The sequence below is a fragment of the Nostoc sp. genome (genome assembly GCF_036919895.1).
In the GTDB taxonomy this organism is placed as follows: Bacteria; Cyanobacteriota; Cyanobacteriia; order Cyanobacteriales; family Nostocaceae; genus Nostoc.
In genome coordinates, this window is record NZ_JBALBW010000132.1 from 17,824 (window position 1) to 31,978 (window position 14,155).

The 14,155-nt window shown below is 42.4% G+C and carries 7 protein-coding genes and 3 tRNA genes; 7 read left to right on the forward strand and 3 right to left on the reverse strand.

Features of this window, described 5'->3' with window-relative positions:
• Window positions 1-52: 52 nt before the first annotated feature.
• Window positions 53-2,983, reverse strand: a complete 2,931-nt coding sequence (locus tag V7K55_RS25380; protein WP_334835784.1) for a sensor histidine kinase — start codon at window positions 2,981-2,983, stop codon at window positions 53-55.
• 223 nt (window positions 2,984-3,206) lie between these two features.
• Between V7K55_RS25380 and V7K55_RS25385 the strand changes: the two genes are divergently transcribed.
• Window positions 3,207-4,337 carry a quinone-dependent dihydroorotate dehydrogenase gene (locus tag V7K55_RS25385; protein ID WP_334835786.1) on the forward strand — a complete coding sequence of 377 codons (1,131 nt, stop codon included), beginning with the start codon at window positions 3,207-3,209 and terminating at the stop codon, window positions 4,335-4,337.
• Between the two features lie 21 nt (window positions 4,338-4,358).
• On the opposite strand, the gene V7K55_RS25390 is transcribed toward V7K55_RS25385, so the two are convergent.
• Window positions 4,359-5,099 (reverse strand): hypothetical protein, encoded by a 741-nt coding sequence (locus V7K55_RS25390; RefSeq protein ID WP_334835788.1) that lies wholly within the window; start codon window positions 5,097-5,099, stop codon window positions 4,359-4,361.
• Window positions 5,100-5,621: 522 nt separating this feature from the next.
• Between V7K55_RS25390 and V7K55_RS25395 the strand changes: the two genes are divergently transcribed.
• The 6 genes from V7K55_RS25395 to V7K55_RS25420 all read left to right on the forward strand — a co-directional run bounded on the left by V7K55_RS25395 (window position 5,622) and on the right by V7K55_RS25420 (window position 11,032).
• Window positions 5,622-5,751, forward strand: a tRNA-OTHER gene (locus V7K55_RS25395).
• A gap of 45 nt (window positions 5,752-5,796) precedes the next feature.
• A tRNA-OTHER gene (locus V7K55_RS25400) sits at window positions 5,797-5,923 on the forward strand.
• Window positions 5,924-5,983: 60 nt separating this feature from the next.
• Window positions 5,984-6,110, forward strand: a tRNA-OTHER gene (locus V7K55_RS25405).
• Between the two features lie 37 nt (window positions 6,111-6,147).
• Window positions 6,148-7,749, forward strand: coding sequence for a TROVE domain-containing protein (locus tag V7K55_RS25410; protein WP_334835790.1), 1,602 nt, complete (start codon window positions 6,148-6,150; stop codon window positions 7,747-7,749).
• A gap of 20 nt (window positions 7,750-7,769) precedes the next feature.
• Window positions 7,770-8,015, forward strand: coding sequence for a hypothetical protein (locus tag V7K55_RS25415; protein WP_334835793.1), 246 nt, complete (start codon window positions 7,770-7,772; stop codon window positions 8,013-8,015).
• Between the two features lie 692 nt (window positions 8,016-8,707).
• Window positions 8,708-11,032, forward strand: coding sequence for an NB-ARC domain-containing protein (locus tag V7K55_RS25420; protein ID WP_334835795.1), 2,325 nt, complete (start codon window positions 8,708-8,710; stop codon window positions 11,030-11,032).
• A 170-nt stretch (window positions 11,033-11,202) separates the two neighbouring features.
• Here the strand turns inward: V7K55_RS25420 and V7K55_RS25425 are convergent, their stop codons facing one another.
• Entirely contained in the window at window positions 11,203-13,563 is a 2,361-nt protein-coding gene (locus tag V7K55_RS25425; RefSeq protein WP_334835798.1) for a CHASE2 domain-containing serine/threonine-protein kinase, read from the reverse strand.
• Between the last annotated feature and the right edge of the window lie 592 nt (window positions 13,564-14,155).

Sequence of the window (14,155 nt, forward strand, 5' to 3'; positions counted from 1 at the left end):
TAGTGCTTGTAGTTATAGCGGCTCCGGTATAATTAACGTACAGAAAGCTCTACTAAGAATCATGACTAACTAACGGCAATAGCAAACGGCTAACTACCCGATTATCTGGTAGTTGATAGAAATTTAACTCTCCTCCTAGTTCCAACATGAGGTTTTGGCAGATTAGCAGATGTAAAGCTGGGGGTTGGTCGAGCTTGGAGGGAGCAAGCACATCTTTGAGTGTATTTTGATGTAGTTCTGTGAGTAGCTGTGATTCGATCGCACCGTTGTATGTAATCGACAGTTCCAGCGATGTCTGATGTTCAGCACTTACACTTGCAGAAGATTGCTTTGCCTCTGAGGATTTTGACGCATCTAAACGGCGACACCAAATATCAATTCTACCGCCGATTGGAGAATGGTTACAGGCAGTAACCAATAATTCATGGATAACTAATTCAATTTTGACAATATCACCAGCGATCGCCATTGCGGATTGAGCGCTGGCGCTGGAACTAGGAACACCTCTGACTAAGGAAGAATTCTTTGGTGATTCTTGCTCATCAATTGGTTGTCCCAAGCCATGTACACCAATCCATAGCTTTTGTTTATGAAGTAAATTTTCGATGCGTTCGAGCGATCGCTTTAGTAAACTGGCTATGGGCATAGTTTCCCAACTAATATGTAGCTTCCAGTTCTCAAGTTTTAGCATTCCACTCATAGAAGTGGCTGTGTGGTCTAATTGCCGTAGCAATAGTTGGTAGCGCATTTGAGTCAGTTCATTGGCAGGAATGCCCAAATCATGTATTTGTTTCAGCGATAGCGCCGTTATTCTTTGGATTTCCTCTAGACGACGATGCTTGTACCAGTTGAGTTGTCGTAATTCCTCTGTTGTGGATTCTAGAAGTCGGTTAATTTGCTTTTGACGACGCCACCAAGCTAATTGAGAAATCAGAGTTGCGATCGCATTAATATTTTGTTGTGACCAGCGACGCTCTTGATAGTCTGCTAACAATACTACACCTGTGATTTCATAATCAGCATTAGTACGTAATGCCATCACCAAAATTTGACCTTTATCTGGAGTATTCAACCATTTTCGAGTTTCTGGGGGTAAATTATCTACCTTCAAAGTCAAGTAATTCTCCGTAACCAGCGCCCATTGAATTAAGGCTTCCGACTGGATAGGAATAGATGCATCTGAAAAAATCCCAAATTGACTATTATCAATCACTCCAGGGATAATTTCTGCCAAATTTTCACCAGGCGACCAGGATAGCAGTAACGCAAAGGGACAACCCAGAATCGACGCTATTTGTTCGAGTGCTGTTCGTTCTAAATGGTTTTTTTCGACCTCGATTTTGCTATTCTGGGTTTGTGTCAAGATGTTGAGGCATTGCTCAAAAGCCTGGGAAGTTTTTTGCTGCTGGGTAGTGCGGTTGTGCAATTGCCACTGACGAACAATTACCCCAATCTGTTGACTAACAGCCCACAGTAAATCCTTTTCGAGGGTTGTCCAAGAACGATGGGTTTCGTGAGTGATGAGCAAAAGTGCTCCTGGGATATGACTTTGAGTGCATTTACAAATAAGTAGCGATCGCACTCCACTTTCTAGTAAAAAGGGCCGCCAGTTAAAAAAGCGTAAATCTTCATCTAAGTTTTCAATCTCCACCGCTTCAGTTGAACGTTGCAAAAGCTGTACATCTAATTCTTTGAGAGGATTCAGGGTAAATGTCAACGGTCGGCGATTATGAGGCTGATTTTGGTAAATAAATTGATAATTATTTTGCTCAGGATCGGACTGCAACAGCAAAAAACGGGTGGCTGTTAGTCGAGCTAAAACTCTTTTAGCACAGTTGTGTAATGTTTCCTGAAGATCGTGTTCGCTATAGATACCCTGGGCAACTTGACCAGTTAGTTGGGCATCCTCTTGAATCTGTTTGATAGTGCTTTCCATACTTTCAGTTGGTGTAACTAGGGACATTAAACTAGCTACACTCTGAACAAAATTTTTGTCCGTCTCCGTCCAGATTCGAGGTTCATTGCTTTCCACCGCTAGAAAACCGAGCAAGTTCTTTTGCCAGATAATCGGAGCAGCCAAGAGCGATCGCACCTTCAGCCGTTGCAGCAATTTTGCCGTAAAATGGCTTTTTAAAGAACTGCGGGCATCACCAATTGAGACAATTTGGTTCACTGCCAAAGCATAATAAAAGTCGCTCAAGTCCTGTACAGTCATTCCCGCTGCTTGCTGATTGCTAGAATTGCGATCGCCTTTGACAAGCTGATTGCTGATCCGACACCAAAAGTAGCGCCCTTCTCGATCGAACCAGTAAACATTTGTCCGATTAGGGGAGATAAATTTATGAGTTGCTTGTACCCCTGCTTCAAGTCTTTGATTAAGGTTTGTGAGGGTGCGTAAATTTTCGAGCAATTCTAATAATGGCTCATCGCTTCGCTTGGTTTGCTTTTGCTGCTTATGCATCTCATGTTGATAAAGCAATGCCCCCAATTCACCTAAAACCATCATCAAACGGGCTTTTGCTTCCCCTGTCAGTAGATAGCCCCAGCGATCTGAACCGAGTAACAGCAAACCCAAGCAACGGTCTTTATAGCGAATTGGTAAAATAATTGTTCCTCGGATCTGCAATTTTTCAGCAATTTTGCGCCATTCGGCGGCGCGGATTTCAGTTTGCAAATCAGCTATCCCCAAGGGATGCTGCTCAATCACCACTTGCTCTAATAAATCCCCCGGACTGAGAACAACCCTTTGGTGTAAAAAGCTCGTGTCCCGATCGGGTGTAATGCCGCCTTTGCCGAATAATATGTGATTCAGGCGATCGTAAAGAGCAATCCAAATCAGTCTGTAATCAAACTCTTCCTTAAGATAAGAAATAGTAGTTTCAATCAGAACGTCAACATCATCTTCTTCTCTGAGGCTCTGGAGGACGCGCCCCAATGAGAGGATTTGCTGTTCGGCGGCTATAGGTTTTTGCGGCTGCCCCATCTGATTTATTGGTTAACATAACTTGTAATATATAAGATGCCCAGAAAACCACCCTGAGTAATATTGCCACAAGTGTTTAATGTTGAACTGGGGACTGGGGATTGGGGATTGGTGACTGGGGAGGGAGTAGAGAGCAGGGTGAAAATTCCTCTCCTCAGCACCGCGCACTCTCCCCTATAACTCTTTTCAATGCCCAATCCCTAGTCCCCAGTCCCCAAAGCTAATGGATATTTATAAATTTGCAATTAGTCCACTTCTGTTCAATTTGGTAAAAACAGACCCAGAGTGGCTACACCAGCAGACGATTCGCAGTTTTAACTGGCTATCACAAACCCCTGCTAGTTGGGCAAACCAACGCTTACAAAAATCTTTATGTCTGTACGATTCCCGCTTAGAACAAAATTTATTTGGGCTAAACTTCCCAAATCCCGTAGGATTAGCAGCTGGCTTCGATAAGGATGGAGTCGCTGCTGGTATTTGGTCTAATCTGGGTTTTGGTTTTGCAGAACTAGGAACTGTAACTTTTCACGCCCAGCCAGGAAATCCGCGTCCCCGTTTGTTTCGCCTACCGTTGGATAAAGCTGCTCTCAATCGCATGGGCTTTAATAACCTTGGTGCAGCAGCAATGGCGGCACGTTTGACACAGGAAAAACAGGAGTCAACTCACTTAATACCCATAGGGATAAATTTGGGGAAATCTAAGGTGACTCCCCTAGAAGAAGCCGCACAAGATTATCTTGATAGTTTTCGCTTACTCAAGGATTTGGGAGATTATTTTGTTGTTAATGTCTCTTCGCCTAATACACCGGGGTTGCGATCGCTCCAAGATGCCTCTATGCTCAGTGCAATATTGAATCTATTACAACAAGAAAACACTGCACATAAACCCATTTTTGTCAAGATAGCGCCAGATTTAGATTGGGTTGCGATCGCTGACATTATTTCTTTAGCTAAAACCTACAATCTGGCGGGAATTATCGCCACCAATACCACCATCTGCCGTGATGAACTGAAAACTCAGGTGATTGACCAAACTGGCAAATCACCCAAGGAAGAAGCTGGTGGAATTAGCGGTGAACCATTGCGCGATCGCTCCACTGAGGTAATTCGTTTTATTTGGCAGCAAACCCAAGGACAAATCCCGATTATTGGCGTTGGTGGAATTTTTTCCCCAGAGGATGCTTGGGAAAAAATTACTGCTGGTGCTAGCTTGATCCAAGTTTATACAGGCTGGATTTATGAAGGCCCACTGATGGTACGCCAGATTCTTTCAGGTTTACTTTCCAAGTTAGAACAAAGCGGATTAAATTCCATCAACGAAGCTGTGGGCTTAGAATTCAAAAATCAAAAGTAATTAATATTTTTTAATTTTGAATTACGATTCTTCTTCCTCCAGTGGGAAAAACTCCTTAGTTTTTTCCGAGTATGACCAGGCAATACCATCAGGGTCTTTACTGCGACTCCATTCAGGAAACTCTGGATCGTTCCGTCGTTTATAAACCGTGCTGGAATAGACATTTAGCCGTTTGGCAAGTTCAGATTGAATGAGAGAGCCAAAAATTAATTGTTTTTCCAGCGATCGTTTAGCTTCCTCATGGGTTTGAGTTAGCTGCGGTATTGATTCGGTTTCTGGTTCTTCCTCCTCAAGTGTTGTTGTTGGTAGAGGTGCTAAGAGCGATCGCGCAGTTTTAGTAACTGGTTGAGCCGGAAGCTCTTTGACAGGCTCACTACTGTCAAGAATATTGCCGAGAATGCTGGCAGTTATAAAGTAATAAGACAGCCCCGCCTCTTCGGAATTGACTATACTCGCACCAAATTCCGAGGCTTTACCATCCAAATAGCGTTTTGCCGTTGTTCCGGTAAAATTGCCCTTGATTGCCAAGTCCATTGGCGTAAGTCTGCCTTGATTTTCTCGAACCAACTGATGAAAAATTGGGTTAACTCGCACAGTCCACTGTTGCCATTGATATTCCTGCCAAATCTTGAAGCCAATTACCAGCACAATTAGCGCTAGTAAAATTCTCCAGGTAGCAACCAGGAAAATAATCAAAAACGAGATGGGCAAAAGTAGAACGAGAAAAGCCTTGCCGTTGTCTTCTATGGGTTTTTCACTCATGCTGATTTTTGCCAAGTGAATTTTGGGAAATAGTATTATATATCTTGGCAAAAATTGTGACACTTTTTTGTATCTTTTGGCAAAGTTGCGGCAAATTTGCCGCAACTTTGCCGGCAAAATCTTTCCTGGGTGGTTGTTATACCTTTACCTTATCTAAGATTGGTGTGCGATGCCTACGGCGGTAAACTACGCCCAAAAGTTTTTCCCAGCGAAAAAAAGAAGATTTTTAACTCAACCAACAACTCCCTAAATTAAATCGTCAGCTCCTTGACAACAGATAATACATATACTACAGTAATAATACAAGTCAACTTTCATTAGAGAGTTAACCTGCGCCAGTAGCGGATAGCTCAAATGACAGAGCGCCCACCTTGCCCGGAAGGGCCGACGTATCAAGGGTTATCGTATATAACTTAAACACCCTCAATCAAACTTCTGGAGGTGTAGGTAAAAATCCTACTTCGTTACACCAAATTCAGTGCTGAGTCACGAATTTTAAATGTTTAATTCATAACTGTATATGTGGTGGGTAGCTCAGTGGTTAGAGCGCCTAAATATCCTTATTCACCCCTTGCCTGAAAAGGCCGACGAATTGAGGGTTATCGCCTGCCAAGCGGGAGGTCGCGGGTTCAAATCCCGCTCCACTACACCAATTAATTTTAGATTTTAGATTGAATTTAAAATCCTAAATTTTCATGTGGCGGGTAGCTCAGAGGTAGAGCGCTAAACATCCTTTTTCACCACTTGCCTGAAAAGGCCGACGAATTAGGGTTATCGAATCAAGTTCGAGAGGTCGCGGGTTCGATTCCTGCTCCGCTACACCAATTAATTTTAGATTTTGGATTTTAGATTTTAGATTCCATCCCAAATTCCAACTTTTCATGTGGCGGGTAGCTCAGTTTGGTAGAGCGCCGAAAAACATCCTTGTTCACACCTTGCCTGAAAAGGCCGAAGAATTAGGGTTATCGCATTTTAAGCCGGATGTCGTGGGTTCGATTCCTGCTCCGCCACCTTTCATTTTTGCCCGTAAGGGCCGGGAGATGAAGCGATGAATTACAATTTTTTCACCAAAAAGAAAACAACTACACCACAAAATCAACCTATCCCCGGACGAGAAGCAGAGATGATTCAGGGACGTTCCGCCGGCTTTATGTTTGATGCTGGCATTTGGAAAATGCTGCGTCGCTGTCTTTTAGTTGGCACAGCAAAAAGCACTTACTACGCTGGTAAACAAGAATTAACTGAAAATTTTGTGACAGTTGTAAGACAAGCTGTTGCCGAAAATCCTAGCCGTGTAGCAGAAGAAATTTTGTATGCTAGCGATGGACGCGCCATCAACAACAGTGCGCCTATATTAGCTTTGGTGCTACTGTCAATGGGTGAAGCACCACAGGCAAAACAGGCTTTTGGTGAAATCTTCCCGCAAGTTGTCCGCACTGGTAGCCACTTTTACGAATGGTTGAACTACACCAAATCTCTGCGGGGATTTGGCAAAGTAGTGCGGGAAGCTGGTAAAACTTGGCTCTCAAGGGAAGATGTCAAGGGTTTAGCTTATCAACTGTTGAAATATCAACAGCGTCAAGGCTTCTCCCACCGAGATGCGTTGCGGTTGTTCCATGTAAAACCGCCGACAGAAAATCACCGTCAACTATTTGAGTGGGTAGTTAGAGGCTGGGAAGAATTACCAGCAGACATCCCTTCAGAAGCGTTGGCACAAATTTGGTGGTATGAGTGGCTGAAGCGGAATCCTACCCAAGCCCATGAAGCTATTTCCCAAGGACACTTAACCCACGAAATGGCTGCACCGGTGGGCAAAATGGACAAGCTTGCTTGGCAGCTGCTATTTCAAGAAATGCCAATAGGTGCAATGCTGCGTAACTTGGGTTCTTTAACTGAACTGGGTGTGTTACGAGCCGATGAAAATGCTAACTTGCTGCGAGTGGAAGAAGTTCTTAATCGCAGAGAACATCTGCGTAAAGGGCGCATTCATCCGATTGATGTTTTGAAAGCACTCAAAACTTATGAATCTGGTGGAAGATTAGGACGCAGTAAGAAAACTTGGAATCCAGTTCCTCGGATTGTGGACATCTTAGAAAAGGCGGTTGAACTGTCTTTTGATGTCGTCAAACCCACAGGTAAAGTATTCATGCACGCCGTAGACATTTCTGCTTCTATGGGTAGCTTGGTTGCAGATATGGGACTGAGTTGTTGTGAAATTGCCACCACAATGGCACTGGTGACAGCAAAAGCCGAGAAAAACTACATGATTCGCGGCTTTTCTACCGAATTCCGTGATTTAGGTATCAGTGCCAAAGATAGTTTTAGTTCTGCGGTTCGCAAAGCTAGCAACCAAAACTTCGGCGGAACGGATGCATCTGTAGCTTACGACTGGATGATTAAGAATAAATTCAAAGCTGATGTAGTCTGCTTTTGGACTGATTCAGAAAGCTGGGCTGGAAATAAGCATCCAAGTCAAGCGCTGAAGGAGTACCGCAAAAAGGTAAATCCCAACGTTAAGGCAGTGTACGTCACTTTGACACCTTACCAGATTACTTTGGTAGATCCTCAAGATTCGCTGTCTTGGGATTTGGCAGGGTTTGACCCAGGTACGCCCCGCATTATTCAGATGCTAGCTACGGGTGAGTTATAGATATTACTGAAGGGTAAAGGGTGAAAAACTTTATCCTTCATTATTTCATGGCGGGTTATCCTTGTTCGCAACTTGCCTTTCGGGGACGAAGAAATTTAGGGTTATCGGTTACGTCTCCACCATTGTGGGGATTAGCGGGTTCAATCCCCGCACCCGCCCTAATTAATTTTGATTTAAGTTATCGCAGAGGTGCGATTGCCTTTAGAGTAAGTATCTCATACAAAGCTAGAAATGTTGATTATTGCTTAAAGCCTTTACATACATGAGTTTCAGGATACTTTCTCAAAAAATACTAACAAAATACTAACAAAATACTAACAAAATACTAACAATGCTAATTACATTATTTGTGTCAGTTTAGTAGGATAAATACTAAATAATTATAATGCCGCAGCTGTATTCAAAAGTATTGACTCAGTGTTAATGTTCATTGTATTGTTGACATAACAGCAAAAACCCCCAGTGTTTTAGTTAATGCTGGGGGTCTTTTAATGTTTAATCCTTGGGAGCGTTTGCCGACGCTCACCAGGAATATTCTTTATTTACAGCAGATCAAGGACTGCTTGCTTTAGTATGTCACAAAACCAAGAGCAAAACAAGAACTCTCACTCAGGGATTACTTTTACTTTTCGTCTATCAGAAACGTTGTTTGCTGTTATTTTGACAGCGGGAGTTTCATTTGGAGGTGGATTCACTGTTGCGAATAGCCAGCAATCAACTGTAAATTGCTCTGTTCAAAATCAATCTACCCATAGAAAAAGTACAATTCTAGACTAGATACTTCTTGCGGAGTATTAGCAACACTCTGCAAGAAGTATTATGTAAGAATATCAACAAATTTTACCTATGATGTTTTTGGAATTTTTTTATAATAAAAATGTTAGCTTAGATGTCAACTTTTTATTCTTTAAAACATTAATAATTTTAAATCTATCACTTCTTGATAGGATAATATTTTATGTCAGGTCAATCAAAAGGTAGAAATCTGTCTAAAACTTGGTATGGAAAGTTTTTACACGACTGGGAGATAGATCGCTTACTGACTGACTTGGAGTCTAAAATTCAAAAACGTTACAGACAAAGTACCAAGACAAATTTGTTACTTGGATTGCTGTGCGGGTATAGCCTAACTAAGATAAGTCAGGACTTGTACATGACTCACACTGCTGTGAGAGTGGGATTGAGCAATATCTATCGAGATATTGAAAGCTTGACAGGAGAACCAGATAACAGCGTCAGGTCAAGCAACCTTATTTACATTCTAGAGAGACATGGGTATCGCAGAGGTGTTGCTGCATCTTGTACCGAAAGCGCCTCTATCCCCCACAATCTGCCATCACCAACCTATACAGAATTTATCGGTCGGGAAGCCGATATGAAAAAGCTACTGGAACGCCTTTCGCCGGAACATGGCGCTCACATGATCACGGTGCATGGTATTGGTGGCGTAGGTAAAACGGCGCTGGTGTTAGCAGCTGCTTACCTGTGCTTAAAAGCCAGTAACGAAAACTCTTCTGAGGCACCTCGGTTTGATGCGATTATTTTTACTTCAGCCAAACAACAAGAACTTGTTCCCACCAATAGTATAGTTCGGCGGCAACAGGGACAGCGTAACCTGCGCGATATCTTTCGGGAAATTGCCAATGCTTTAGACGACCCGACAATTATCCAATCTCCTCCCAATGACCAATTCGATCGTGTACGCCAAATTCTCTCGAAACGGAGAACATTGTTGATTGTGGATAATATGGAGACTATAGAAGACAGGGATGAGGTTATTGAGTTTTTATATAATCTGCCCATTTGCATTAAAGTAGTAATTACTACCCGTGAACAAATTGCCTTACTGCCCATTCGTTTGCGAAATTTACCTCTTGATGATGGTTTGCAATTGATTGGACAACAAGCTGAAGAAAAAGGTATAACTCTCAATAATGAGGATTCCAAGCTACTCTACGATCGCACTGGCGGAATCCCTCTTGCTATTGTTTATGCCATCGGTCAAGTATCCAGTGGCTACTCTTTAAACTCAGTATTGGATCGATTAATTTCGGCTACAGGTGATGTAGCTCGTTTTTGCTTTGAGGAATCAGTCCAAGTAATTAAGGAACAACCACCCCAGAAGTTACTGATGTCACTGGCGATTTTTCCTAACTCTCCCATACTCGCTGCTGTAGCTGAGGTTGCTGGATTAACAGCCGCTCCTGATGCTGTAAATAATGGCTTGGCACGTTTGCAACAACTTTCATTGGTGAATCTTAACCCAGAGACTAAGCGGTTTGAGATGCTCTCTCTAACTCGTGAATATGCCTTAGCAGAATTAGCTGCTTACCCAGATTTTGAGAAGGAAGCACGAAGGCGCTGGGTGAAATGGTATCTTGATTTTGCCCACAATTATGCCGGAGAAGATTGGGAAAAGTGGATACATTACAATAAGTTAGAAGCAGAAGAAGGAAATCTGCGGGCAGTACTTCATTGGTGTGAAGACCAAGAACACTATGAAGCAGTTAGGGATTTATGGCTACTGTTGAATCACTACATGGATCTCTATGCATATTGGGACGATCGACTCGACTGGTTGCAATGGCTCATAGAACAATCAGAACGACGTGGTGAATGGTCATCTTTAGTGAAATTTATCGTCTGCAAAAGCTGGCTACTAATTCGGGAATGTTCTTGTGTGAGTCTGAAAGAAGCAGACGAAATTTTGCAGAGGGCGTGGATTTTGCGTGAACATGCAGATTTATGCGTTCAGGCTGACTTAGCTGAGAGTATGGCTAGGCTGCAAATTAGACAGAAAGATTATCAAGATGCCAGCCACTGGCTAATGGTAGAAGAAAAATTGGTGATCGAGGCGAATCTAGAGGAGCGACAGCACATCCGCTATTTTATTCCTGTTCTTTATCATCAGGCTGAAATTTTTTATTTAGAAGGTGAATATCTTTTAGCAAAGAAGCTCTTTCAAGAAGTGATGAAAAGTGCAGAAAAAATTAGTTGGCATCGGGTGATCAATTCTGCTCAAAATTGGCTGGCTGATATTGCAATTGAACAAGGCGATCGCGATGAAGCTCAAAAGTTGTTAACACAAGGTTTAACTGTAGCTGAAAGCAGCAAAAATAAACGGCGTTTAGCTCGCTATCAACGTTCTCATGCCCGTTGGCAGAAAAAGTGGGGAAGTGCAGAGAAAGCCCAGCAGTTGTCTACTACAGTGATTAATAGTTTTAAGCACTTGGGCATGACACGGGATGCACAGGAGATGCAAATTTTTCTTGATTCTCCATAATCATCTGCAAACAAAGAATCTATAGGATTGTTGCTATCCAAAAGTGCGATCGCAAACGTTTACTTCTTGTAAAACTAGCCAAGATGCTTTTTACAAAATATGTAATATAACTTAGCAATGTTCGAGCGATCGCTATTCCTTGTAAATCATCAAATTCAACCGCGTCCTTCTCAAGGAGTTTCTGAGGATGATTCTGAGCAAGATTTTGTGGGAGCGTTTACTTGCTCTAAGGTATTGGTTAATGAGTCATCCCGTAGCATGGGGTATTTGCTTTGGGAATTTATAACATCGTCACAAGCTTCCAGATCCTCTAGAGCTTCTGATGCAGACTGATATCGCTGTTTGAAGTCATCCAACACCATTTTACTGAGAATCTTAGCTAGGGAATTGCTCAATTTAGAGCGTAGTTTACCGTTGTAGACATCGCTCCATTTGATCTCTCCATAACCATCTCTACCTAGCTCACGGGGCGCTATGCCAGTTAAGGCTTTAATCCCAAGCATACCCACTGCATAGATATCGCTACTGTAGTGGGGACGGCCAAAACATTGTTCGCTTGGTGAGTAACCCTGAGTCCCAATGCCAATGGTAAAGGGGGTTTGCTCTTGTGCATCAAGCTGTTTGATGCTGACTTCTTTGACGGCTCCAAAGTCAATCAATACAAGTTTTCCGTCTGAGTGTCGCCGGATGATATTACTGGGCTTAATATCCCGGTGAATCACGTTATTTTTATGAATAAATGTTAATGTTTGCAATAAGTCCCTGACAATTTTGATCGTGGCAATTTCATCAATTGCTCTACCTGGTGGTAATTCCTGATTTAAAGGATGACCAATTATCTGTTCTTGCACTAGATAAAATTCCTCATCTTCTTCAAAATAAGCCAAAAGTTGAGGGATTTGATCGTGTGTTCCCAATTTTTCTAGAGTTTGCGCCTCTGAGTGAAATAACCGTCTGGCAAGTTGCAGGGCTTCTGGTTTGGTGCTGGCTGGTTTTAGTTGCTTGAGAACACATTGCGGATTTCCAGGACGTTGAGTATCTTCAGCAATGTATGTTTCGCTGAATCCACCGGAACCGAGAACTTTGACAATTTTGTAGCGTCGAGCCAGAACTTTCCCTGACAAGGCTAAATCTCGTTGCTGGATTAGGTCTTGCAAGTCATCTTGTTGACTGATAATCTCTTGGACAACGGGGGAAGTTTTATACTTCTGAAAAATATCTACTAATTGGCGTTTCCTAATATTTTCTCTGACTAATGAGGTTCCCAGGTAGGAAAATCCGGTCATCGCGATCGCAATCATTGGTACTATGGTAGGGAAAATTAACCGACCATAGATAAATAACCCATAACTAATTGCTACCCAAGTGCTAGACAGGGCGAGGCTATATAGAAATCTATTGATACTACGCTTGCGTCTGCTAATCATCAAGGCTGTACTGCCAACTAGAATTAGCACAAACAAACCCCGCAATGGTGGTGTGTTAATTCCTGGAGCGATCGCTTTCCCTGTCATCAAACTTGCGATCGCATTGGCGTGAATTTCCACGCCTGACATGGGTTTGGCACTGTTGCTAGCAGCTACTGGATAATAATCATTATTTAATTTATCTGTTGCACCTATTAGCACTATTTTGTCTTTGAAGACCTTTCCCTGCTGCAAATAGGTGTTCCAGTTTTCCGGGTCGAGGACGTGCCAAAAGGGTATTTGCTCAAATGTCCCCGCAGGTCCCCAAAAATAAATGCGATCGCCCTTTGGTCGGGGATAATTTACTTCTGTTATCCTGAGTGCTGCTTCATCAAAAGAGGGTAGCTTCTCGATCAAATTATCTTCAGCCAACGACTTAGAAAACTCACTTGCCAATCGATGAACTTTACCATCAGCTTCTAAGGGGAAATTAACTGAGCCAATAGACACTGACCCTGTACGAAACATCTGTTGTGGGTCTATCAGTTGTGTAAAAGACCCTTGGCGTGTCTGGGAATTTTCGTAGACGGCTGCTAAAGTAATTTTACTGCCATATTTTTGCAATACTGTATGAAGTTGGCGATCGTCAGTAGCTCCATAGCTACTAGGAGTGTCAAATATTACGTCTACTGCAACAGAGCGGACACCTGCTTTGATTAATTTTGTAATTATCTGGGCATAAGCAGCACGTTTATAAGGATAAGATTTCAGTGTTTCTAGGTAGGCATACTGTTTGGGATTTGTTTTATAGTACTGTTCGGGAACTGATATTGACTGATCGTCTATTGCTAAAATTACAATGTCTTCTGGAGGTACAATCGGCCCGCGCAGTTGAAAAAAGCCAGAAAGCGCCTTATTTTCCATCAATTGAACCAATTCTCCATCAGAAGCACTCAGCAATGCTGCACCCATTACCCAAGCCCCAGCGAGGAGATGGCCTAAGCGCATCATCCACCTAGACTGGCGAGCCGATGCTGTCGAGGTTACTTTTGTCGGTTTGCTTGAATGTCTATTGGCAGCAGAGACATAGTTTTTAGTTAAGGTAGATGTAGGTTCTTCTGCCATATTGTGTTACTGATTGATTTAAGTCCAACACTTTTATTTATTCAGACCACGTTTTAGTGCAAGCACATTGAAATAAGACTTAAATGACAATTTTATACATTTGTAAAGTATCTTCTATCGATCGACAAACTTTTATTAGCAGAGCTAGCCCCCTAGAGATTCCTACTCAGGTACTACTTAACTTATTATTTTTCTGTTAAGTGAGTTACAACTAGTGATTGTCTCATAGATCGGAGTCGAAGTAGATCCGACTCTGCAATTGGTTGCGGCAAGATTTTACCGTAACCTAACCAACAGGTATGCTCCTAACCGAGTGTTTTACCATAAGCTGTCCAAGTCCGTCTTCTGTCTTTGGCGCAATATTGGTACTCACCACAAAGCTTGTCCTGATACTGACAGCTTCACTTTATAGATAGGCATCAACTTATATTTTACTTTAAGCCTATGCTATACCTCTTTAGGAGTAAACTTTAGTGTTATACAGCAATGAATGCTGTTATTGGTTCAATTTTATTGGTAGATTTCGATCGCAGGGTAGCTCTTGCAGTGCTGGAGGTGAATAAGGTTTAGCACCCAGGATCTCAACTCCAAT

What these genes read in the sequence shown, in the direction of transcription:
- V7K55_RS25420 (WP_334835795.1), top strand. Translation starts at nt 8,708, where the DNA reads ATGTCAGGTCAATCAAAAGGTAGAAATCTGTCTAAAACTTGGTATGGA.
- V7K55_RS25385 (WP_334835786.1), top strand. Translation starts at nt 3,207, where the DNA reads ATGGATATTTATAAATTTGCAATTAGTCCACTTCTGTTCAATTTGGTA.
- V7K55_RS25390 (WP_334835788.1), bottom strand. Translation starts at nt 5,099, where the DNA reads ATGAGTGAAAAACCCATAGAAGACAACGGCAAGGCTTTTCTCGTTCTA.
- V7K55_RS25380 (WP_334835784.1), bottom strand. Translation starts at nt 2,983, where the DNA reads ATGGGGCAGCCGCAAAAACCTATAGCCGCCGAACAGCAAATCCTCTCA.
- V7K55_RS25425 (WP_334835798.1), bottom strand. Translation starts at nt 13,563, where the DNA reads ATGGCAGAAGAACCTACATCTACCTTAACTAAAAACTATGTCTCTGCT.
- V7K55_RS25410 (WP_334835790.1), top strand. Translation starts at nt 6,148, where the DNA reads ATGAATTACAATTTTTTCACCAAAAAGAAAACAACTACACCACAAAAT.